Origin of the sequence: Clostridium sp. MB05, assembly GCF_046581255.1 — a bacterium.
Classification (GTDB): domain Bacteria; phylum Bacillota; class Clostridia; order Clostridiales; family Clostridiaceae; genus Clostridium.
On the sequence record NZ_CP174370.1, the window covers coordinates 1,834,584 to 1,856,844 of the forward strand.

General features: G+C 28.7%; 22 protein-coding genes. 21 read left to right on the plus strand and 1 reads right to left on the minus strand.

What is annotated here, in order from left to right:
• The first annotated feature begins 10 nt into the window (after window positions 1–10).
• The 13 genes from rnc to ACH36K_RS08625 all read left to right on the plus strand — a co-directional run bounded on the left by rnc (window position 11) and on the right by ACH36K_RS08625 (window position 12,643).
• The gene (gene rnc, locus ACH36K_RS08565; RefSeq protein WP_411170510.1) at window positions 11–709 is read left to right on the plus strand and encodes a ribonuclease III; all 699 of its coding nucleotides are present in this window, start codon (window positions 11–13) and stop codon (window positions 707–709) included.
• A complete protein-coding gene (locus tag ACH36K_RS08570; RefSeq protein ID WP_411170511.1) occupies window positions 702–1,736 on the plus strand; it encodes an elongator complex protein 3 in 1,035 nt (344 codons plus the stop codon). Before rnc ends, ACH36K_RS08570 begins: the two co-directional genes overlap by 8 nt.
• A gap of 189 nt (window positions 1,737–1,925) precedes the next feature.
• Window positions 1,926–5,489, plus strand: a complete 3,564-nt coding sequence (gene smc / locus ACH36K_RS08575) for a chromosome segregation protein SMC (RefSeq protein WP_411170512.1) — start codon at window positions 1,926–1,928, stop codon at window positions 5,487–5,489.
• A gap of 10 nt (window positions 5,490–5,499) precedes the next feature.
• The gene (gene ftsY / locus ACH36K_RS08580) at window positions 5,500–6,411 is read left to right on the plus strand and encodes a signal recognition particle-docking protein FtsY (RefSeq protein WP_411170513.1); all 912 of its coding nucleotides are present in this window, start codon (window positions 5,500–5,502) and stop codon (window positions 6,409–6,411) included.
• 183 nt (window positions 6,412–6,594) lie between these two features.
• Window positions 6,595–6,924, plus strand: coding sequence for a putative DNA-binding protein (locus ACH36K_RS08585; RefSeq protein WP_411170514.1), 330 nt, complete (start codon window positions 6,595–6,597; stop codon window positions 6,922–6,924).
• A 19-nt stretch (window positions 6,925–6,943) separates the two neighbouring features.
• Window positions 6,944–8,296, plus strand: coding sequence for a signal recognition particle protein (ffh, locus tag ACH36K_RS08590; protein ID WP_411170515.1), 1,353 nt, complete (start codon window positions 6,944–6,946; stop codon window positions 8,294–8,296).
• A gap of 34 nt (window positions 8,297–8,330) precedes the next feature.
• A complete protein-coding gene (rpsP, locus tag ACH36K_RS08595; RefSeq protein WP_008678375.1) occupies window positions 8,331–8,576 on the plus strand; it encodes a 30S ribosomal protein S16 in 246 nt (81 codons plus the stop codon).
• A 44-nt stretch (window positions 8,577–8,620) separates the two neighbouring features.
• Window positions 8,621–8,860, plus strand: coding sequence for a KH domain-containing protein (locus ACH36K_RS08600; RefSeq protein WP_411170516.1), 240 nt, complete (start codon window positions 8,621–8,623; stop codon window positions 8,858–8,860).
• Between the two features lie 232 nt (window positions 8,861–9,092).
• Complete coding sequence (rimM, locus tag ACH36K_RS08605; protein ID WP_411170517.1) at window positions 9,093–9,590, plus strand: ribosome maturation factor RimM; 498 nt, start codon at window positions 9,093–9,095, stop codon at window positions 9,588–9,590.
• Window positions 9,580–10,293, plus strand: coding sequence for a tRNA (guanosine(37)-N1)-methyltransferase TrmD (trmD, locus tag ACH36K_RS08610; protein WP_411170518.1), 714 nt, complete (start codon window positions 9,580–9,582; stop codon window positions 10,291–10,293). Before rimM ends, trmD begins: the two co-directional genes overlap by 11 nt.
• 114 nt (window positions 10,294–10,407) lie before the next feature.
• Complete coding sequence (gene rplS, locus ACH36K_RS08615; RefSeq protein ID WP_411170519.1) at window positions 10,408–10,758, plus strand: 50S ribosomal protein L19; 351 nt, start codon at window positions 10,408–10,410, stop codon at window positions 10,756–10,758.
• Window positions 10,759–10,941: 183 nt separating this feature from the next.
• On the plus strand, window positions 10,942–11,811 hold the full coding sequence (ylqF, locus tag ACH36K_RS08620; protein WP_411170520.1) for a ribosome biogenesis GTPase YlqF: 870 nt from the start codon (window positions 10,942–10,944) through the stop codon (window positions 11,809–11,811).
• A gap of 4 nt (window positions 11,812–11,815) precedes the next feature.
• Window positions 11,816–12,643, plus strand: a complete 828-nt coding sequence (locus tag ACH36K_RS08625) for a ribonuclease HII (RefSeq protein WP_411170521.1) — start codon at window positions 11,816–11,818, stop codon at window positions 12,641–12,643.
• Here ACH36K_RS08625 and ACH36K_RS08630 read toward each other — a convergent pair.
• Complete coding sequence (locus tag ACH36K_RS08630; RefSeq protein ID WP_411170522.1) at window positions 12,630–13,001, minus strand: YraN family protein; 372 nt, start codon at window positions 12,999–13,001, stop codon at window positions 12,630–12,632. The two genes, ACH36K_RS08625 and ACH36K_RS08630, sit on opposite strands and share 14 nt — an antisense overlap.
• Window positions 13,002–13,153: 152 nt before the next feature.
• On the opposite strand from ACH36K_RS08630, the gene ACH36K_RS08635 reads away from it, so the two are divergent.
• From ACH36K_RS08635 to frr, 8 genes are all read left to right on the plus strand, one after another.
• Complete coding sequence (locus tag ACH36K_RS08635; RefSeq protein WP_411170523.1) at window positions 13,154–14,677, plus strand: YifB family Mg chelatase-like AAA ATPase; 1,524 nt, start codon at window positions 13,154–13,156, stop codon at window positions 14,675–14,677.
• A gap of 16 nt (window positions 14,678–14,693) precedes the next feature.
• Entirely contained in the window at window positions 14,694–15,731 is a 1,038-nt protein-coding gene (gene dprA / locus ACH36K_RS08640) for a DNA-processing protein DprA (protein WP_411170524.1), read from the plus strand.
• A gap of 45 nt (window positions 15,732–15,776) precedes the next feature.
• Window positions 15,777–17,867 (plus strand): type I DNA topoisomerase, encoded by a 2,091-nt coding sequence (gene topA / locus ACH36K_RS08645; protein WP_411170525.1) that lies wholly within the window; start codon window positions 15,777–15,779, stop codon window positions 17,865–17,867.
• Window positions 17,868–18,066: 199 nt separating this feature from the next.
• Window positions 18,067–18,843: a GTP-sensing pleiotropic transcriptional regulator CodY gene (gene codY, locus ACH36K_RS08650; protein WP_411170526.1), complete on the plus strand. Its 777-nt coding sequence runs from the start codon at window positions 18,067–18,069 to the stop codon at window positions 18,841–18,843.
• 351 nt (window positions 18,844–19,194) lie between these two features.
• Complete coding sequence (gene rpsB / locus ACH36K_RS08655; protein ID WP_411170527.1) at window positions 19,195–19,896, plus strand: 30S ribosomal protein S2; 702 nt, start codon at window positions 19,195–19,197, stop codon at window positions 19,894–19,896.
• Between the two features lie 84 nt (window positions 19,897–19,980).
• Window positions 19,981–20,892, plus strand: a complete 912-nt coding sequence (gene tsf, locus ACH36K_RS08660) for a translation elongation factor Ts (protein WP_411170528.1) — start codon at window positions 19,981–19,983, stop codon at window positions 20,890–20,892.
• A gap of 69 nt (window positions 20,893–20,961) precedes the next feature.
• Entirely contained in the window at window positions 20,962–21,678 is a 717-nt protein-coding gene (pyrH, locus tag ACH36K_RS08665) for a UMP kinase (RefSeq protein WP_411170529.1), read from the plus strand.
• Window positions 21,679–21,687: 9 nt separating this feature from the next.
• The gene (gene frr, locus ACH36K_RS08670; RefSeq protein WP_411170530.1) at window positions 21,688–22,245 is read left to right on the plus strand and encodes a ribosome recycling factor; all 558 of its coding nucleotides are present in this window, start codon (window positions 21,688–21,690) and stop codon (window positions 22,243–22,245) included.
• Window positions 22,246–22,261 lie beyond the last annotated feature (16 nt).

Genomic DNA, 22,261 nt, shown 5'->3' on the forward strand with positions numbered 1-22,261 from the left:
AGTGTATAAAATGGCGAAGTTTAATATAAAAGAGGTTGAGGAGAGTATAGGTTTAACATTTAATGAGCCAAAGCTTTTAAAGACTGCATTGACTCATAGCTCCTATGCAAATCAACATAAGGATCAGGAGTATAATGAAAGATTTGAATTTTTAGGAGATTCTATTCTTCAATTATGTATTACTGAATATTTATTTTTAAATTATAAAAGCAAGAGTGAAGGTGAATTAACAAAAATAAGAAGTTTAATAGTTTGCGAAAATTCACTTTATGAAATTGGTAAAAAGTTAAATCTAGGATTTTTTATAAGAATAAGTAGAGGCGAGGAGTTAACAGGAGGAAGGGAAAGAGTATCTATAATAGCAGATGCTGTTGAAGCTTTATTAGCAGCAATTTATCTAGATAAGGGACTTGAGTTTGCTAAAGATTTTATAATAGGGTATTTTAGAGATATAATTGATAAAGCAATAAATAATGATATAGTTTTAGATTATAAAACTAAGCTTCAAGAAGAAATGCAAAAATCAGGTGAAGTTTCAATAGTTTATGAACTACTAAAGTATGAAGGGCCTCCACATAGAAGAAAGTTTTTCACGTCAGTTATAATAGAGGATAAAGAATTTGGGAATGGAGAAGGTTATAGTAAAAAAGAATCAGAGCAAAATGCAGCAAAAGAAGCTTTACGAGTTTTGGAGGAATTAAATGAGTAAAAAGCATTATATTATACCTATATTTATATCTCATCAAGGATGTCCTCATCAGTGTGTATTTTGTAATCAGGATAGAATAGCAAAGGTTATTCAAGAAGAGGTTACTGATAAAGATGTAAAAGATACAGTTGATGATTATCTTAAAACTATAGATTATAAAAATGCAATTGTTGAAATTTCATTTTTTGGTGGTACATTTACAGCTATAGATGTAAATAAACAAAAAGAATTATTAGCAGTTGCAAAAGAATATAAAGAAAAAGGCTATATAGATAAAATAAGGATGTCAACAAGACCTGATGCAATAAATAGATATATATTAGACTACTTGAAGGATTATAAAGTAGATGTAATTGAACTTGGAGTTCAATCTTTAGATGATGAAGTATTAAGGTTATCAGGAAGAGGTCATAGTGCAGAAGATGTAGAAAAAGCATCTAATCTTATAAAAGAATATGGAATTACATTAGGTCATCAAATAATGCCAGGACTTCCAGGTGATACTTTTGAAAAAGATATTGAAACAGTGAAAAAGTCTATAGAAATGGAACCAGATATATGTAGAATATATCCTTCACTAGTAATTAAAGATACACCTATGGCAGATATGTATGAGAGAGGTCAATATAAGCCTTATTCATTAGAAGAAGCTGTTGAAATATCTAAAGAGTTATATATGTTGTATAATAGTGCTAATGTTAACATAATTAGGATTGGTCTTCAACCAACTGAAACCATAACTTGGGGAAAAGATATAATAGATGGACCTTTTCATCCAGCATTTAGGGAACTTGTAGAGGGAAGCTTAATTTGTGATAAAATAAAATCAGTTATAAATTGTGATGAAGATATAATAATTGAAATAAACTCAAAGGATCTAAGTAAGCTTTATGCGAATAAAAAACTTTATTTTAATAATTTAAAAGATAATCATAAAGGAAAAATACTAGTAACTACCAAGGATAAGATCAACAGAGGAAGCGTTAATGTTATTGTACTAAAAAGAATAGAAAAAGTTAGTATATAAGGTAGGCAAGATTTTGCCTACCTTATTATTGATATTTCACTATCTTTACTATAAACTTAAATAAGAATAGGAGTGGTAATTATGAAGAAAAAAACAAGACAAAAAATGATATATGTAATTACTATAATTTTAGCTATCATGTTTTCAATGAGTCTATTGGTATCATTGATATAGGTAAGGAGTGTATCTATGTTTTTAAAATCCCTAGAGATAAGAGGGTTTAAATCTTTTGCGGATAAAACCCAATTAAAATTTAAAAAAGGAGTAACAGCAGTAGTAGGGCCAAATGGTAGTGGGAAAAGTAATATATCTGACTCAGTAAGATGGGTTCTTGGAGAGCAAAGTGTAAAAACCCTTAGAGGGGGAAAAATGGAAGATGTTATTTTTGCTGGAACCCAGTATAGGAAACCAGTTGGACTGGCCCAGGTTTCACTTACATTAGATAACTCAGATAGCTCATTAGATACTGATTATTCAGAAGTTACTATTACAAGAAGAATATTTAGATCAGGTGAAACAGAATATTTAATAAATAATCAAAAATGTAGATTAAAAGACATAAATAGTCTATTTATGGATACAGGTATAGGTAAAGAAGGGTATTCACTTATTGGACAAGGTAAAATAGAGGCCATACTGAGTGGTAAGGCAGAAGATAGAAGAGCATTATTAGAGGAAGCTGCTGGTATAGTTAAATTTAAATCCAGAAAAGAAGAAGCTGAAAAAAAATTATCTAATACTGAAAATAATTTAATTAGAATAAGAGATATAATTTCTACCTATGAAGAAAGAATTGAACCATTAAAAATTGAAAGAGAAAAAGCTTTAAAATATAAGACTTTAGCAGAAGAATTAAGAATAAAAGAGGTTTCTATATTAGTTAACAATATAAAAAAAATAGAAGATGAAATTAATGATGTAAGTAAAGATATAAATGAAAGAAAAAAAGATATAGAAACTAAAAGAAATAAATTACATAAGGATAAAGAAGAACTTTTAGTTTTAGAAAGTAAAATTGAAGAGTTAGAAAATAAAAATAACAAAGAAAAAAGTGAATATTACAGTAAAAAAGAAGAGTTAAACCAAAGTCTAAAGAATATAGAGATATTTAAAGAGAGAATTAAAAATTTAGAGGAAATAATAAATAAAGATTCTCTAGAAAAAGATTCTTTAGAAAATAGCTTGAAAATTTCTTTAGAAGAAAAAAATCAGTTGGGTAAGGAACTTGAAGAAAAAATAAAAGAACAAGTTCAAAAAGAAAATGATATTAAAAGATTAGAAAAAGAAGTTTATCACTTAAATAAAGAGATTCAAGATTTAGAAAAAGAAGTTCAAAACCTTAAGGAAGAGGAATTTGAGCTTTTAAGAGAGACTTCAGAAACAAACAATAATATAGTTTTACTGAATAAAGAAATATTAAATAAAGAAGAACTAGGCTTAAATGGAAAAAATGCTTTAAAAACAATAGAAGGAAATATAAGTATTAATTTAGCTACTATATTGGGATTAAAGAAAAGTATACAGGAATCTAAAAGAATAAGAGAAGAAGTAAAAAATACTATAGTGGAAAATAAGAAAAAGCTTTCTCTTTTAAGTAGTTTTTCTACAAAAAAAGAGGGGCTTATAAGAGAAATATCTAAAAATATTAGTACTTTAGAAGGTAAATTTACTACCTTAAGAGACTTAGAAAAAAGTTATGAAGGATATCAGTTATCAGTAAAAAGACTTATGGAAAGAATAGATAATGGACAAATATCCTATGGAAAAGGTACTAAGGTTCTAGGTGAAATATTTACTGTTAATAAGGAATATGAAACTGCTATAGAAATAGCATTAGGTGGAGCTATTTCAAATATAATAACTAAAGACGAGAATGTAGCTAAATTATTAATAGATTATCTTAAGAAAAATTCTTTAGGTAGAGCTACCTTTTTACCTTTAAATATTATTAAGGGAAATAGATTAAATATTTCTAATGAAATTAGTAATCTTTCAGGTTTTTTAGGCTTAGCATCTGATTTAATTGATTTTGATGCTAAATTTAAAGAAATAATGGATTATTCTTTAGGAAAAACTATAATTGCAAGAGATATGGATTCTGCATTAAAAATCTCAAAACTTGGAAACTATAAACTTAAAATAGTAACTTTAGATGGAGAAGTTATTAGTCCAGGCGGAGCCCTTACAGGTGGAAGTATTTATAAAAAGAATAACTCTAGTATTTTAGGTAGAAGAAGAGAACTTCAAGAATTAGAAGAAAATATCTTAAAAAATAAAGAAAAATATTCATCAGAATATAATTCACTAAATAATATTAAAGAAGAAATAAAGACTATTGATGAGGACAATTTAAATAAAAGCGATGAGGTTCATGAAAAAACTATTGATATAACAAGATATGAAAGTGAAATAAAAGCTCTAGAAAATGAGGGGTTAAAGCTTAAAAATTCATTTGAAGTTTCTAAGAAGGAATTATATTTAAATAATGAAAATTTAAATAAGCTAAAAGAAGAAATAAAAAATAAAGAAGATTTATTAAACAAATTAAAAGAAGATAGCTTATTAAATAAAAATGAAATTTTGAGAATTCAAGCATCATTGATAGATAAGAAGGATAAGTTTGATAAAATAAAAGATGAAGCTATACAATTGAAAATAAATAAAGCAACACTAGATGAAGTAGTTTATGGAAAGCAATCTGAAATAAAAAGAAAAGAGAAAGAGGAAAAAGAAAAAGAAGAAAAGATATTAAAGCTTAAAGAAGAAAATAATGAAAAAGAAAGTAATATAAACTATTTAAAAAATCAAATAGAAATAAAAGTAAACTTAATAGATGAAGTAAATAAAAGATTAAATGAGCTTGAGGATATATTTAAGGTTGATGAAGTTAAGAGAATAACTTTAAAAGATAAGTTAAAAATAAGAGATGGAGAAGCAAAAGAATTAATAGAGATATTAAGGATACTAGAAGGTGAACTAAATAAGAGAGAAATAGTATATGCTAAAATAGAAAGTGAAAAAGATAATTACTATAAACGATTAAATGAAGAACTAGATTTAACTTTAGCTGAGGCCATGGAAATTGCATTGGAAGTAGAAAATATTTCAAAAATTAAAGATGATATATTTAAATTAAAAACTCAAATAACAGCATTAGGAACAGTAAATTTAGCAGCAATAGCTGAATATGAAGAGGTTTGTGAAAAATATGAATTTATGTCAGCACAAGAAGAAGATTTAAATAAAGCAAAAGACGAGCTAATGACAGTTATTTATGAAATGACTACAAAAATGCAAGAACTATTTAGAGAAAACTTCAAAATACTAAATGAAAACTTTAATGAAACTTTTAAAGATTTATTTAAGGGTGGAAATGCAGAACTTATTTTAGGTGAAGGTGATGAGCTAACAGCTAATATAGAAATAAATGTTCAACCACCAGGTAAAAAGCTTCAAAATATAAACTTAATGTCTGGTGGAGAAAAGGTGCTTTCAGCTATAGCATTGCTATTTGCAATATTAAAGATGAAGCCTACACCTTTTTGTATATTAGATGAAATAGAAGCAGCTTTAGATGATGCAAATGTATATAGATATGCAGAGTTTTTAAAACAGTTTTCAGACAATATACAATTTATAGTTATTACACACAGAAAAGGGACTATGGAAGCAAGTGATGTTATGTATGGAATAACTATGGAAGAAAAAGGAGTATCAAAAGTAGTTTCAGTTGACTTAAGCAAAGATAATTAGGAGGTAAAAAATGTTTGGAAAACTTTTTGATAATTTAAAATCAGGACTTTCAAAAACTAAGGACGCGTTAACGGATAAAATTAACGAAACATTAAAATTAGCTATAACTATAGATGAGGATTTATATGAGGAACTAGAAGAAATTTTAGTTATGTCAGATATAGGTATGGATACAACAATAGAAATTATAGATAGATTAAAAGCAAAAATTAGAAAAGAAAAAATAAATGATCCAAGTGAAGTTTATCCTGCTTTAAAAGCGGTGATAAAGGATATGCTACTTGATGGAGCCGAAGAAAAAGAAGAAACTGATAATAAGAAAGTATTATTAGTAATAGGTGTAAATGGAGCTGGAAAAACTACATCTATAGGAAAACTTGCGGCTAAGAATAAAAAAGAAGGCAAAAAGGTTTTACTTGCAGCAGCAGATACATTTAGAGCTGCGGCCATTGACCAACTAGAAGTATGGAGCCAAAGAGCTGGAGTTGATATAGTAAAACATATGGAAGGTTCTGACCCTGCAGCAGTAGTTTTTGATGCTGTAAGTGCAGCTAAATCAAGAAATATTGATTTATTAATTTGTGATACTGCTGGAAGGCTTCATAACAAAAAGAATCTTATGGATGAGTTATCTAAAATAGGTAGAATAATAGATAAAGAGTTTAGTAATGCAGCTAAAGAAACCTTATTAGTCTTGGATGCAACTACAGGACAAAATGCAGTAGTTCAAGCAAAGCAATTTATGGAGGCTTGTCCTATAGATGGTATAATTTTAACGAAGTTAGATGGAACAGCAAAAGGTGGAGTTGTAATTTCTATAAAAAATACTTTAAATATACCAGTTAAGTATATAGGAGTTGGAGAAAGTATAGAAGATTTACAAGAGTTTGATGCTGAAGGATTTGCAGAAGCATTATTTTAATTAACAATAAAAAAGTCCGAAATAAATAGGAATTAGTGAAGGAAAGGCTTTTTAATAGTTTTAATAATAAGGTGTTTTCTTAACTTTTTTCGTGATTATTAAATTTTTTACAAGTGTTAAGTAAAAATACTTGACAGCCTGGGATGGTTTTGTTAAAATCTCTTTTGTGGGTAAGGTGATGAAATGGAAGATAGGGTTGAGATTTCATTATTAATGGATTTATATGGTCCATTACTAACAGAGAAACAGTATAAAATTATGGAGCTTTATTATAATGAGGATTTATCCTTAGCCGAAATTGCTGAATTGAATAACACGAGTCGTCAGGCTATCCATGATTTAATAAAGAGATGCTATAAACAATTTCTATCCTATGAAAGTAAACTTAATTTACTTGAGAAAAGTTTTAATCAAGAAAAAATAATTACAAATCTTCTTGAGGATTTAAAAAATAAATACTCAATTTCTGAAGAGGATTATAAAAAGTATAAAAGTATATTAAAAGATTTGTAAAATCATAGGAGGGTTTAAGGTGGCTTTTGAAGGTTTATCAGATAAATTGCAGGAAGCTTTCAAAAAACTTAAGGGCAAGGGAAAGCTAACTGAAAAAGATATAAAAGAAGTTATGAGAGAAGTAAAGCTTGCGTTACTTGAAGCTGATGTTAACTTTAAAGTAGTTAAGAAATTTATTTCAAGTGTCAGTGAAAAGTGTGTTGGAAATGAAGTTTTAGAAAGTTTAACTCCAGCTCAACAAGTTATAAAAATTGTTAACGATGAACTTACGGATCTTATGGGTGGTAGTGAAAGTAAGTTAAACTTTAACTCTGTAGGACCAACAGTAATAATGATGGTTGGACTACAAGGGGCAGGTAAAACTACAATGACTGGAAAGCTTGCACTACAACTTAGAAAACAAAATAAAAAACCTCTTTTAGTAGCCTGTGATATATATAGACCAGCAGCTATTAAACAATTAGAGGTAGTTGGAAAGCAAATAGATATTCCAGTTTTTCAAATGGGTGATAAAGTTAATCCTGTTGATATTGCAAAAGCAGGTATAGCTCATGGAAGAGAAAATGGTAATAATGTTATAATAATAGATACAGCTGGTAGACTTCATATAGATGAAAATCTTATGGATGAGCTAAAATCTATAAAAGAAGAAGTAAAACCTCAAGAAATACTACTTGTAGTAGATTCTATGACAGGGCAAGATGCCGTAAATGTTGCTGAAAGCTTCAATAATATATTAGATGTTTCTGGTGTTATATTAACTAAGCTTGATGGTGATACAAGAGGTGGGGCTGCTTTATCAATTAGACATATTACTGAGAAACCAATTAAATTCATTGGTGTAGGTGAGAAAATGAGCGATTTTGAAGTTTTCTATCCAGATAGAATGGCTTCAAGAATACTAGGAATGGGAGATGTTCTTTCATTAATTGAAAAAGCTCAGCAAGCCTTCGATGATAAAGAAGCTAAAGAATTAAGTGCAAAGATGTTAGAAAATGACTTCACTTATGAAGATTATTTAACAGCTATGGAACAAATGAAAAAGCTTGGATCTCTAAGCAAAATAATGGAAATGGTGCCTGGAATTCCTAAGGAAATGAAAGATATAGATTTTGATGCTGGTGAAAAACAATTAGGCAGAGTTAAAGCTGTAATTTTTTCAATGACTCCAAAGGAAAGAAGAAATCCAAAGCTTATAGCAGGATCATCTTCAAGAAAGAAGAGAATTGCTAAAGGTTCAGGTACATCATTACAAGAAGTTAACAAACTCATTAAGGGCTTTGATATGATGAGAAAGCAAATGAAACAAATGAAGTCCTTTCAAAAGAAATCTAAAAAAGGATTCTTTGGTAAATTACCTTTTATGAGTTAATATAAATGATACACTTTAAAAGGAGGTGAAATACATGGCAGTAAAAATCAGATTAAGAAGAATGGGTGCTAAGAAAGCTCCTTTCTATAGAATAGTAGTTGCTGATTCAAGAGCTCCAAGAGATGGTAGATTCATCGAGGAAATAGGATATTACAATCCTTTAACTGAACCAGCTGAAGTTAAAATCAATGAAGAAAAAGCTACTAAATGGGTACAAAATGGTGCTCAACCTACAGATGTAGTAAAGAGACTTTTTGCTCAAGCAGGATTAAATAAGTAATTTTTAGGAGGTGAACTCTGTAATTAGTTTAATTACAGGTGTTTATGAAGGAATTAATTGAAATTATAGCTAAATCCCTTGTGGATAATCCAAATGAAGTTCATGTAAATGAAATCCAAGGAGAGCAATCAATTATTCTGGAACTAAAGGTTGCTCCTGCAGATATGGGAAAAGTAATAGGTAAACAGGGAAGGATAGCTAAAGCTATCAGAACTGTTGTAAAAGCAGCAGCAATGAAAGAAGAGAAAAAAGTAGTAGTAGAAATTATTGATGTAAAGAGTTAGGATTATCCTAACTCTTTTTAAACATAAAATTACTATAAAAAGATAGTTTAATAAAATAAATTGAATTTTTAAATTATAATATTTCTAATGCTTCTATGCATGTTTGTAGAAGTATTAGAAATATTAAATATGTTAAATTAAAAGTTAGTGTTTTAACTTTAGTATATATGGAAAATACTAAGTTAAATAAATGATTTAATATAAATAATTTAATTAAAAAAGAGGTGCTAAAATGAGAGATATTTTAAGAGTTGGAAAAATAGTAAACACTCATGGGTTAAAGGGAGAAGTTAAAGTTATAGCTTTAACAGATGATCCCAAAAGATATAATGATTTAAAGTTTGTATTAATAGATGGAATAGAGAAGAAAATAAAAGGATGTAAATATCAAAAAGATAGGATAATAGTTAAATTAGAAGGAATAGATACAATAGAAGAAGCTGAAAAATATAAAAATAAGTATATGGAAATTCCAAGAGAATATGCAGTTCCTTTAGAAGAAGATACATATTTTATTGCGGATATTGTTGGGTGCAATGTTTATGATACAGAAGGTAAATCTTTAGGAGAAGTTTATGATGTAATCCAAACAAAAAATAATGATGTATATTGGATAAGAAAGCCTAAAGAATTATTAATTCCTGTACTTTTAGATATAGTTACAGATATAGATATAGAAAATAGAAAAATTACAATAAAACCAGTAGGAGAATGGCAAGATGAAGATTAGTATTCTTACATTATTTCCTGAAATGTTTGACATATTTAATCATAGTATAATAGGAAAAGCTAAGGAAAAAAATATAGTAGAAATAGAAGCTTTAAATATAAGGGAGTTTACTTTAAATAAACATAAAAAGGTAGATGATTACCCATATGGTGGTGGAGTTGGAATGGTTATGACTCCTCAGCCATTAGTAGACTCTATAAGACATTGTAAAAAAACTAATAAAGGGAAAGTTGTTTTCTTAGGACCTAGAGGAAAAACCTTTAATCAAGAGATGGCTAAAGAATTATCTAAAGAAGATGAGCTTATATTTATATGTGGTCATTATGAGGGAATTGATGAAAGAGTATATAAATATATAGACTCAGAAGTTTCCTTGGGCGATTTTGTATTAACTGGTGGAGAAATGGCTGCTATTCCTGTGATAGATTCCATTTTAAGGCTAAAAAGTGGAGTTTTAGGGAAAGAAGAAAGTTATATGGATGAATCCTTTTCAGATGGATTATTAGAATATCCTCAGTACACAAGACCAGAGGAGTTTGAAGGAGATAGGGTGCCAGAGATATTGCTTTCAGGTCATCATGAAAATATAAGGAAATGGAGAAGATCTCAATCTTTAATAATAACTAAGGAAAGAAGAGAAGATTTATATAGAAAAATAACTCTTACAAAAGAAGATAAAAAAATACTAGAAAAGTATAAATAAATTGTTGAAATATAACAGAACTTATGTTAAAATAACCTTTGTGTTAGTACGGGCGGTCCTCTGTCAATTATTTGTTAAGAACGTCTAAATATTATATTAAGGAGGGACTACACAATGAACGAAATAATAAGAGCTATTGAAGCTGAACAAATGAGAAACGATCTTCCAAATTTCAGCGTAGGAGATAACGTTAAAGTTTACGTTAAAATTAAAGAAGGTACAAGAGAAAGAGTACAAATGTTTGAAGGAACAGTTATAAAGAAGCAAAATGGTGGATTAAGAGAAACTTTCACTGTAAGAAGAGTTGCTTACGGAACTGGAGTAGAAAGAACTTTCCCAATGAACTCTCCAATTATCGATAAAATGGAAGTTGTAAGAAAAGGTAAAGTAAGAAGAGCTAAATTATACTACTTAAGAGATAGAGTAGGTAAGGCTGCTAAAGTTAAAGAATTAAACGTTAGATAATTATCTAATGATTAAGTAAGGGACTTTTATAAGTCCCTTTTTCTTTATTTTAGATCATATATTTATTGAAAAATGAAGTTATTAAAAAATGTGGTTAAAAGTTAATTTGTTTATTATTGATATATAGAGAATATAAATGGATATAATACACTTATAATTAATTAGATATGGAGGAATTTAAATATGGCTACAATAAATTGGTTTCCAGGGCATATGAAAAAAACTCAAAGAGAAATAAAAGAAAATTTAAAATTAGTAGATGCAATTATTGAAATTAGAGATGCTAGAATACCAAGAAGTTCTGCAAATCCTGATATAGATAAGCTTTGCGAAGGAAAGCCAAGAGTAATACTTTTAAACAAAAGTGACTTATCAGAAGCTAAAGTAACAAAAATGTGGATGAATCATTTATCTTCAGAAAATGTAAAAGTTATAGAAGTAAATTGCTTATCAGGAAAAGGATTAAATCAAATTAAGCCAACATTAGATTTATTATTAAAAGAAAAACATGATAGACTTAAATCTAAAGGTTTAGTGAAAATACAAATGAGAGTTATGGTAGTTGGTATACCAAATGTAGGAAAGTCTACATTTATAAATAAGATGGCTAAAAATAATATAGCAAAGACAGGTGATAGACCTGGTGTTACAAAGAGCAAACAATGGATAAAAACTAAAATGGACATTGAAATGCTAGATACACCTGGAGTTTTATGGCCTAAATTTGAGGATGAAAAAACAGCTCTTAATTTAGCTTTCACAGGAGCTATAAAAGATGAAATAATGGACATCGAAGAACTTTCTTATAATTTAGTTAAAAGGCTTCAAAGCTTCTATGGAGAAAATTTAAATGAAAGATATAAGATCGATAAAATAGATGAGGATCCCCTAGAAACTTTGAATAGTATAGCTAGAAAAAGAGGATGCTTAGTTAAAGGTGGAGAAATAGATTATAATAGAATAGCTGTAATTCTTCTAGATGAGTTTAGAGGAGGAAAAATAGGTAATATTTCACTTGAGCGTCCAGATGATGAAGAGGGATTAGAGGAATAAAATAATGGATTTATTAAATAATGATATTCAAGAATTAAGTTATAAAGATATAAAATCATATATAGATAATATAAAGGTAAGTGAAGAAAAAGATAATATTTATTTAATGGATTTAATAAATTTACTTTCTTCAGATAAGAGAAAAAATGTTAAAGCTTTAGGGGTGAAGCTTTATAAAGAAAAAGAAAAAATAGAAAAAGAAATCCAAAGAGTAAGGTCGATGTATAACTTTGATAAAGGCTTTGGAAAATATTCTTATATAGCTGGAGTAGATGAAGTAGGGAGAGGGCCACTTGCAGGACCAATAGTAGCATGTGCAGTAATACTAGACTTAGATGCAATAGATGATGAACTGATACTTGGGTTAAATGATTCTAAGAAATTATCAGAAAAGAAAAGAGAATCTTTATCAGAAGTAATAAAAGAAAAAGCATTAGCATATTACATTTCTGAAAGTTCAAATAATGAAATTGATGAAAAAGGTATAGCTTATTGTAATAATAAAATATTTTTAGAAGCATGTATATCTATGAAGATAAAACCGGAGCTTATATTATCAGATGGATATTTAATTAAAGGAATTAATATACATAATAAATCCGTTATTAAAGGAGATGCAAAATCAGCATCAATAGCAGCTGCATCTATTTTAGCAAAGGTATATAGAGATAATTTAATGAAGGAATATTCAAAGGAATATCCTTATTATGGTTTTGATGAAAATGCTGGATATGGCACTAATAAGCACGTAGATGGACTAAAAGAATTTGGACCATGTAAAATACATAGAAGATCATTTTTAAAAAATATACTTCCAATTAATAGCCTCTAAAGGCATCTTCTATATGATTTAAAAAATAAGATTCATTATTTTTATTAAAATATATTTCTATAACATCAAATCTACAGTTATAGTTAAATAATTTTCTAGAAAGTATATAAAATTTACATAAATTAATTATTTGTTTTTGTTTAGAGTAGGTAACAGATTCAGAGGGTATTCCGTATGAATAATTGTACCTACTTTTTACTTCTACAAAAATAATTAAATCACTATACTTGCATATCAAATCAATCTCACCATGCTTATTTCTAAAGTTTCTATTTAATATATAATATCCTTTAGACTTTAAATAAGATGAAGCTAAGTCTTCACCATATGTACCTATGCATTTATTATAGCTATTCATAAAATATCACCACAATTCTATATTATTTTAAAATAATATTAAATAATCATCATCTTATAATATTGACAAGAATAATATCTTAAATCATTTTTTAAAAAATTAATGTTTAATAATTAAATTATAATGTCAATAATGTTTAAGAGGTGATGATAATGTCAATGGAAATAATAAGCGCCACTCATAATGGACTTGATGGAATACTTATAAATGTAGAAGTAGATATAAATAAAGGGATGCCTAGTTTTAATATAGTAGGTCTTCCTGATGTTTCCATAAAGGAATCTAAAGAAAGAGTAAGGTCAGCAATAATAAACAGTGGATTTGAGTTTCCACTAGGAAGAATAACGATAAATTTAGCACCAGCAGATATTAGAAAAATAGGTTCATTACTTGATCTTCCGATAGCTATTGGAATATTAATGGAGTCTAATCAAATATCTAAAAAAGATTTAAGTGATTTTATAGTTTTTGGAGAACTTTCATTAGGAGGAGATTTAAAAGAAATAAAAGGGATTCTGCCAATAATTTTTGAAGGTGAAAGTAATAAGAAAAACAATTTTATATTTCCTATAAATAATTTAAAGGAATTAAGATCCTTTAATATAGGTAATTTTTATCCTTTTAAAACATTAAAAGAGGTTATTTCTTTTATTAATAATGAGGATTTATTACCATTTATTTTTGATAAGGAGATTAAGAGTGTAAAAAAGGAATTATTAGATTATTCAGATATAATAGGGCAAAGTACATCAAAAAGAGCAATGCAAATAGCAGCTGCTGGTAGACATAATATATTGCTTTTTGGTTCCCCTGGCTCAGGCAAAACTATGCTTGCAAAGGCATTGCCATCTATATTGCCACCTCTTACATATAAAGAGGAAATAGAAATCGCAAAAATCTATAGTGCTTCAGGAATGTTTTCGGGAGAGAATGGAATTAATAGACCATTTAGAAATCCACATCACACAATAACTAGAGTAGCTTTAGCTGGTGGAGGTAAAGAGGTAAAGGCAGGGGAAATTACTTTAGCTCATAATGGAGTGCTTTTCTTAGACGAAATTTTAGAGTTCAAAAGAGAGGTATTAGAGATTTTAAGAGAACCATTAGAAGAAAAAGTTATAAATATCAATAGAATAAATGGAACATATAAATTACCATCAAATTTTTTATTAGTTGGAGCCTTTAATCCTTGTCCATGTGGACTTTATTTAGGAGGAATAGATGAAAATGGATGTACATGTTCTGAGGGTGAAAGAAAGAGGTATTTAAATAGATTATCTAGAGCCCTGTTAGATAGGATAGATTTATTAAGTTACGTACCTAGATTAAAATACGAAGACATAGCTAAAGGAAGAGATAGGTTAACTTCTAGTAAAATAAAGGATAAAGTATTAGAAGCTAGAGAAGTGCAAAAATTTAGATATAAAAATAGCGGGTATAATTATAATTCAGAAGTAAAAGGTAAAGATATAGAAAGGCTATTTAATATATCTGAAGGAACAAAAAACTTATTAAAAATGTATTACGATAAATTTAATTTGACTATGAGAGGTTATGACAAAATAATAAAGGTTTCAAGAACCATAGCAGATTTAGAAAACTCTGAAAATGTATGTGAACATCATATTTTTGAAGCGTTAGGATATAGAAAAAATGTAGAGGGAGAAATAATTTAATATAAGGATGGATTTTATGAACAGTGACGAACTATGGTTTATTTTAGCCAATATATCGAATGAAAAGAAAGTTTCATTAATAGAAAAATATGGGGATGAAACTACAATTAAAAAATATAAAGATGAAATTAAAGAATTCAAAAAAGTTAAAATTGACCTAAATACAGATGAAAGAATTAATGAGTTTAGGAATTACATAAATAGTTTTGGAATAGGATATATTACAATTAAGTCAAAAGAATATCCAGAAAGTTTAAGGTATATTACAGATCCGGCATATGTATTATTTTATAAAGGAAATATTGATTTATTAAATAAGAGGTTAGCGGCGGTGATTGGGGCAAGAAAATGTACACAATACGGTGTAGAAGTAGCTAAAATAATAGGAAAAGAATTAAGTGAAAATAATATTACTGTTGTTAGTGGGCTAGCATCAGGAATAGACTCTGTGGCACAAAGGAGCGCTATTGAATTTAGAGGAAAAACCATAGGGGTTTTAGGTTGTGGAATAGATATTGTTTATCCTAAAAGTAATAAGTTTTTATACGAAAAAGTTATAAAGGAAGGGTTATTAATTTCAGAATTTTTACCGCGAACTCCGCCTATGCCTTATAATTTTCCTAGAAGAAATAGAATAATAAGTGGTATAAGTGAAAAATTAATAGTAATTGAAGCTACTAAAAAAAGTGGATCTTTAATTACAGTAGACTTTGCGTTAAGTATAGGAAAAGAGATAATGGCTATTCCAGGCCCAGTCCTAAATGGAAATAGTGAAGGATGTAACAAACTAATAAGAGACGGAGCAAAACCTTTTACTGAAATGGATGATTTATATGATTTTTTTGATATAAATAAAGAAAAAGATAGAAAAATGGAAGTAAATGAATATAAAATTAGTTTGTTAAAGGTAATAAATGATGAACCAAAACACTTAGATGATATAATAAAAACTGTAAATGTTGACAGAAAGGTATTATTTGAGTTATTATTTGAAATGCAAAATAGAAATGAAATTATTTGCCTTCCTGGCAATTATTATGCAAAATCATTATAAATTTAAGGGGGTGTAAACTCCATAAAATTTACTGGAGTTTTATGTATGGGACAAAATCTTGTAATAGTAGAATCACCTGCAAAGGCTAAAACTATAGGAAAGTATCTTGGAAAGAATTATACAGTAGAAGCATCTATGGGACATGTGAGAGATTTGCCAAAAAGTAAATTAGGCGTTGATATAGAGAATAATTTTGATCCAAAGTATATAACTATAAGAGGCAAGGGCGAACTTTTAACTAAACTTAAAAAAGCAGCAAAAAAAGCTGATAAAGTTTATCTTGCAACGGACCCTGATCGTGAAGGTGAAGCAATATCATGGCATTTAGCCAATATTTTAAATATTTCAGAAGATGAAAAATGTAGAATAGTATTTAATGAGATAACTAAAAGTGCAGTAAAATCATCTATAAAGGAAGCAAGAGAAATAAATACCAACTTAGTAGATGCTCAGCAGGCGAGACGAATATTAGATAGATTAGTTGGTTATGAAATTAGCCCGATTTTATGGAAGAATGTAAAATGGGGATTAAGTGCTGGAAGAGTTCAATCAGCTGCATTGAAGCTTATATGTGATAGAGAAGAAGAAATTAATAAGTTTGAACCAAAAGAATATTGGAGTGTTGATTGCACAGCAACTAAAGATAGAAAAAAATTTTCTATAAAGTTATCTCATTATAAGAATAAGAAAATTGAAATTAATACTGAAGAAGAAAGTAATAAAATAATAGAAGAATTAAAGAAAGATAAATTTATAGTTACTAAGGTTAAAAAAGGATCAAAACTTAAAAATCCATTACCACCTTTTACTACTAGTACACTGCAGCAAGAAGCATCAAAGAAGTTAAATTTTATGACTAAAAGAACGATGTCTATAGCTCAAGTCTTATATGAAGGTGTAGAGGTTAAAGGATATGGGACAGTAGGATTAATCACTTATATGAGAACAGATTCTGTTAGAATATCAGAGGAAGCTCAAGGAAAAGCATTAGAATTTATTAATTCTACTTACGGAAAAGAGTATGCTCCAAGTTCTCCAAGAATTTATAAAGGAAAGAAAAATATACAAGACGCTCATGAAGCTATAAGACCATCTATAATTGAAATTACACCAGAGATGGCGAAAAACTCATTAACATCTGAGCAATATAAATTATATTCTCTTATTTGGAATAGATTTATGGCAAGTCAAATGGCTTCTTGTGAATTAAATACTAATAGTATAGAAATTAAAAATGGAGATTATAAATTCAAAGCAAGTGGATCTACTATAAAGTTTGATGGATTCATGAAGCTTTATGAATATGCAACAGAAGAGGATAATGAAGATGTTTCATTACCTAAGTTAGAAGAAAATGATGAATTAAGTAAGGTTGATATAGAAGGAAAACAACACTTTACACAACCACCTGCACGTTATAGTGAAGCATCTTTTGTAAAGTCACTAGAAGAAAAAGGTATAGGAAGGCCAAGTACTTATGTACCAACAATAACTACAATATTAAGTAGGGACTATATAAAGAGAGAAAAGAAAAATTTAATTCCAACAGAGCTTGGATTTATAGTTAATAATATGTTAAGTGAGTATTTTAAACAAATTGTAGATGTGGATTTTACTGCTGAAATGGAAAGAAACCTCGACCACATAGAAGAAGGTCAAGAAGAATGGAGAAAAGTAGTTGGAGAATTCTTTGGACCATTAAAAATTGCTATAGATAAAGCTGAAAAAGAAGTATCTAAAGTAGTTATAGAAGATAAAGTAAGTGATGTACCTTGCGATAAATGTGGTCGTATGATGGTAATAAAACATGGAAGGTATGGAAATTTTTTAGCATGTCCAGGGTATCCGGAATGTAAAAACGCTAAGCCTATAGTAGAGGAAATAGATGCTCCTTGCCCAAAATGTGGGGGCAAAATTTTAGCTAAGAAAAGTAAAAAAGGAAAGAAGTTCTTTGGTTGTGGTAATTACCCAGAGTGTGATTTTATAAGCTGGAATGAGCCTTTAAAAGATAAATGTCCAGAATGTGGAGCTTATATGGTATTAAAATATAATAAAACAAAAGGTAATTATGCTCAATGTTCAAATTCAAATTGTAATAAGACTATTAATTTAAATACAGAAAATAATGAAAAATAAACAATAGAAATCAATTAAAGCTTAATAAATTAATAAAATGACCTGTTTTCTATACATAATGTCGAAAAGTGCAAAAAATTTGTTGAAAATAAGTAGGGCTTATGATAGTATAAATAAGTAATAAAGATATTTTGAGAAAATTTGTGCAATTTTAAATTTTCAAAAAATTTAATGGCTTTATTTATAGGAGGAAGATGGGATGTCATCATTATTAAATAAGACAAGAATGTTGAATAAAATACTACAAAAATCCGGTACAGATCCTGTAGCATTTGAAGACATATGTTCATTATTAAGTGAAGTATTATCATGTAATGTATATGTAACAAGTAGAAAAGGTAAAATACTTGGATATACATTCTCAAAAAACTTTGAGTGTGATATTATGAAAAATCAAGTTATAGATGAGAAGAGATTTCCAAAGGAATATAATGATAATTTATTAAATATTCATGAAAGTATTGCTAATCTAAATAATAAGGGATTATGTGTCTTTGAAGGACAAGGAAGTTGTATTATGAAAGATAAAATAACTACAATAGTTCCTATAATAGGTAATAGAGAAAGACTAGGAACTTTAATGCTTGCAAGATTTGGAGAAGAGTTTACAGATGAAGATTTAGTGTTAGCTGAATATAGTGCTGCAATAGTAGGAATGGAAATATTAAGATCTAAACAAGTAGAAATAGAAGAAGAAGCAAGAAAGAAAGCAGTAGTTCAATTAGCTATAGGAACTTTATCTTATTCAGAGTTAGAAGCTGTTGAACATATATTTAATGAATTAGAAGGAAGTGAAGGATTACTAGTTGCATCAAAAATTGCTGATAAAGTTGGTATAACAAGAAGTGTTATAGTAAATGCATTAAGAAAATTTGAAAGTGCAGGAGTAATAGAATCAAGATCTCTTGGAATGAAGGGAACACATATAAAAATATTAAATGAAAAGCTATTAGATGAATTAAAAAAGATAAATTAGCATATACTAAAAGCGTCAAATTACTTAGAATAATTTGGCGCTTTTAGTATATAGAAGAAGGTTTGAAAAATTATATTAATATTTTATAAATTATAAATGTAAAAATATATAATTAAATTATTTTTAACTATAAAATTTAAAGGCATAGATATAAATCTTTAATATAAATGTAAATATTATTTTAATTTACATTTATTGATTTTTAGATGAAAAAAATGTTGCCACTGTAATAACCTTATGTTATACTAACAAAGGTAACAAATACGCACACTATTAGATTTGTAAAGATGGTGCCTTATTTTAAGGAAACTTTATAAGAAGATAGTGGAGGAAAAACCAGGAGGTAAGAAAATGGCAGTTATATCAATGAAACAATTATTAGAAGCAGGTGTACACTTTGGACACCAAACTAGAAGATGGAACCCTAAGATGGCTCCTTATATATTCACAGAAAGAAATGGAATATATATAATAGATCTTCAAAAAACAGTTAAAAAAGTAGACGAAGCTTATAACTTCATAAAAGAAGTTGCAACAGAAGGAAAAGATATCTTATTTGTAGGAACTAAGAAACAAGCTCAAGAAGCTATTCAAGAAGAAGCAATAAGATCAAACATGCACTTTGTTAATAATAGATGGTTAGGTGGTATGTTAACTAACTTCAAAACTATCAAAACTAGAATTAACAGATTAGAAACTTTAAAGACTATGGAAGAAGACGGAACATTTGACGTTTTACCAAAGAAAGAAGTTATAAAGTTAAAAGGCGAAATGGAAAAATTAGAAAAGAACTTAGGTGGAATTAAGAATTTAGATGCTTCAAACATAGGAGCTATATTCGTAGTTGACCCAAGAAAAGAAAAGAATGCTATTTCAGAAGCTAAGATATTAGGAATACCAGTAGTAGGTATAGTTGATACTAACTGTGATCCAGAAGAAGTTGATTACGTAATTCCAGGTAACGATGATGCTATAAGAGCTGTTAAATTAATAACTGCAAAAATGGCTGATGGTATAATCGAAGGAAGACAAGGCGAACAATTAGCTGAATAATAAAATTAAAGGGTAGGTGAGTTTTCTCATTTACCTTTTAACCTAAATAATAAGGTTTACATTAAGTTGGGAGGAATTTACATTATGATAACTGCTCAATCAGTTAAAGAATTAAGAGACAAAACTGGCGCAGGAATGATGGACTGCAAAAAGGCTTTAACAGAATCTCAAGGAGATATGGAAAAAGCTATTGAAATATTAAGAGAAAAGGGTCTTGCTGCTGCTGCTAAAAAAGCAGGAAGAGTTGCTGCGGAAGGAATAGTGAAAACTTACATAGCAGAAGATAAAAAATCTGCTGGTATAGTTGAATTAAACTGTGAAACAGATTTCGTTGCTGCTAACGAAGAATTCGTAAGCTTTGCAGACAGATTGGCTCAAATGGCTTCAAAAACTTCAGTTGCTACAGTAGAAGAGTTTGTTACTGAAAAATTTGATGCTGAAAATACAGTTTCAGAAGCGCTTACAGCTTTAATAGCTAAGTTAGGTGAAAACATGACTGTAAGAAGATTTGCTAAATTTACTTTAGAAAATGGTGTAGTTGAAAGCTATATCCATGGTGGTGGAAGAATCGGTGTTGTTGTTGAATTAGGATGTGATGCTGATAACACTACTGTTTTAACAGAAGTAGCAAAAGATGTATGTATGCAAGTAGCTGCTACTAATCCAGCATTCTTAAGTAGAGAAGATGTAGATCAAGAATCTTTAGAAAAAGAAAAAGAAATTTACAGAGTTCAAGCTTTAAATGAAGGAAAACCAGAAAACATAGTAGAAAAAATGGTAATTGGAAGAATTCAAAAATACTATAAAGAAGTATGTCTTTTAGATCAAGCATGGGTAAAAGATGGAGATAAGAGCATAAGCAAATACCTTCAAGAAAAATCAAAAGAAGTTGGTTCTCCTATAACTATTAATAAGTTTGTAAGATTCGAAAGAGGAGAAGGTATCGCGAAAGCAGAAGATAACTTCGCTGAAGAAGTAGCTAAGATGACTAAGTAATACAAAGGAGGACACATATGTGTTCTCTTTTTTTAGGAAGTAACCAAATAATATGCGGAGGTACTAAGAATGGAGAAAAGTAAATATAAAAGAGTAATACTAAAAGTTTCAGGTGAAGCTTTAGCTGGAGTAAATGGATTTGGATTTGATTTTGATATAGTAAAGAGAATCACATTAGAAGTTAAAGCATTAGTGGAAATGGGAGTAGAAGTAGGCTTAGTAGTTGGTGGAGGAAACATTTGGAGAGGAAGAAGTGGTGAAGGCATGGATAGATCACAAGCTGATCATATGGGAATGCTTGCAACATGTATAAATGCTTTAGCTCTTCAAGATTCCCTTGAACAAAATGGAGTTATGACTAGAGTACAAACTGCTATTGAAATGAAAGAAATTGCAGAACCTTTTATAAGAAGAAGAGCTGTAAGACACTTAGAAAAAGGAAGAGTAGTAATTTTTGCAGCAGGAACAGGAAATCCATATTTCTCAACTGATACTACAGCAGCGCTAAGAGCAGCTGAAATTGAAGCAGATGTAATACTTTTAGCTAAAAAGGTTGATGGAGTTTACGATAAAGATCCATATAAGTACCCAGATGCTAAAAAATATGATAAACTTACTTATATAGAAGTTTTAGAACAAGGATTACAAGTAATGGATTCTACTGCAACTTCTTTATGTATGGATAATAGTATTCCAATCTTAGTATTTGGATTAGAAGAACCAGGAAATATAAAGAGAGCTATTTCTGGTGAAAAAATAGGAACTTTAGTTTCATCTAAAAAATAGGAGGTTTTTATGATTAAGGACATTATTCAAAAAGCAGAAGAAAAAATGAAAAAAACTATATCTGTGTTAAAATCTGATCTTTCAACTATGAGAGCGGGTAGAGCTAACCCAACAATGCTTGATAGAATACAAGTTGACTACTATGGTAGCCCATGTCCATTAAGTCAAGTAGCTAATATTTCAGCTCCTGAACCAAGAGTACTAGTAATATCTCCATGGGAAAAGAGTTTAATGAAAGAAATAGAGAAGGCTATACTTACTTCAGATTTAGGAATTAACCCATCAAATGATGGTAGTGTAATTAGATTAGTTATTCCTGAATTAACAGAAGAAACAAGAAAAAATCTTGTTAAAAATGTTAAGAAAACAGGGGAAGAAGCAAAAGTTGCTTTAAGATCTATAAGAAGAGAAGCTAATGATAAAATAAAAGCATTAAAGAAAGATGGAGAAATCAGTGAAGATGAACTTAAAAATTCAGAAGAAAAAGTTCAAAAGATAATAGATTCCTTCGTTAAGGAAATAGATGTAATAATTGTGGCAAAAGAAAAAGAGATTATGTCAATTTAAAACCTGCTCTTTAGCA